This window comes from Leptospira soteropolitanensis (genome assembly GCF_026151655.1).
Taxonomy (GTDB): Bacteria; Spirochaetota; Leptospiria; order Leptospirales; family Leptospiraceae; genus Leptospira_A; species Leptospira_A soteropolitanensis.
Window position 1 is genome coordinate 1 of the sequence record NZ_JAMQPN010000056.1, and the last position, 1,349, is coordinate 1,349.

Consider the following 1,349-nt stretch of genomic DNA (forward strand, 5'->3'; position numbering starts at 1 on the left):
TAACGAACTAGACTAACCGACGTAGGCTGACCCTGAGTCCCGGAACGGGACGTTAGGGATTGGCACGACGCTTGCGTAAGCAAGAGGAGTGACAAAAGCCTATGTGTCGGAGACCGAACGAGGGCGTAAGTCCCGAAGTGAAGCGGTTAGTTGCTGTTATACGTCGTTGCTTATTGCGTTAATTCGGAAATTTTTTTGTTAAAACTTTCATTTTCCGCAGCTAATAATTCCCGAAGGTTTTTTGCTGCTTCGCGATGATTTGCTCGTTCATCTGAAAAATGTGATCTTCCCGCTTCTCTTTCTTGTTCTATTATGGCAGCTTGAATTTGAGCTACGTTGTTTTGATGATTTTCAAAGAGATTATCTAACTTAATTTGTTGGTTTTGACTATCAAATTTTCCAATGCTTTTATCAATTATCTTTAGAGAAATTAATGTTCTGATAACAAACGGTGATTGTCCAATTACTATTCCTATTGTTATTAAAAAGAACATAATTGGTATTAGTGCTATATAGTAACTTGCTGGTACGTAGTGAAGTAACCATGCTAAGGTTATTTTTTCAACTGGTTGATCTGTAGGTGATTTTTCGATTTCCATATTCTTTTCATTCTTCCGTAAATTTAAGTCTGGATTTTATTTCAGGATATATTTGATTCAAAATCTTTTGGGATGATTTTTCAAAATCTTTCGCAAAAATTTCCCTTTGGATTTGGTCATTTAAAAGCGTATGGTAGATTATCGTAGTCTCGAAATAGAATTTGTCTATTTCTGACACTAGCGTGGAAATTCTGTTTGTAAAAAATATTTTATTGTTACTGAAAAATATTTTCAAGAGATCATAATCTCTTTGGAGAGCAGCATCACCTGCATCTTGAACTATTTGCAAATAAGCTGCTTTTTTGTTATTTGAGTTACGTATATATAGTTTCTGAGATTCGGTAATGGGAATGCTCTTTAAGAAAAGTTCGAGGTCTAATTCTACATAATTATTAATATCTTCTGTTAAAATCTTTTTAGTTAGAAAGAAAATGGCTGTTGTTTTATATCTATTTAGTAGATACCATAGTTCCGGCAAAACTTCGAATTCTTTTTGATTTATTTTTTGTATTCGGTCGAAGTCTAGGTTAATTTTATGTCGGTATTTTTCCAAAGATTTTACGAATTGATCTTCTATGAGTTTGTTTGCTAGATACTTTATTACTGCAACTGATATGATAATTGTGATTGTTGCGTTTCCAAGAAGTAAATATATCTCTTTTTCCATTTTAATGCTCTATTAACATTATTATTTTAAGCAATGACGTATAACGAAAAAGCTTACCGACGTTCCTCGTAGCTGAGCCTACG

At 33.5% G+C, this 1,349-nt stretch carries 2 protein-coding genes; both read right to left on the reverse strand.

Translation table 11 applies throughout. The annotated features are described in order from the left end of the window. Positions 1-170 precede the first annotated feature (170 nt). Positions 171-599, reverse strand: a complete 429-nt coding sequence (locus ND811_RS19245; protein WP_265353580.1) for a hypothetical protein — start codon at positions 597-599, stop codon at positions 171-173. Positions 600-606: 7 nt separating this feature from the next. After that, positions 607-1,266, reverse strand: a complete 660-nt coding sequence (locus ND811_RS19250; protein WP_265353579.1) for a hypothetical protein — start codon at positions 1,264-1,266, stop codon at positions 607-609. Positions 1,267-1,349 lie beyond the last annotated feature (83 nt).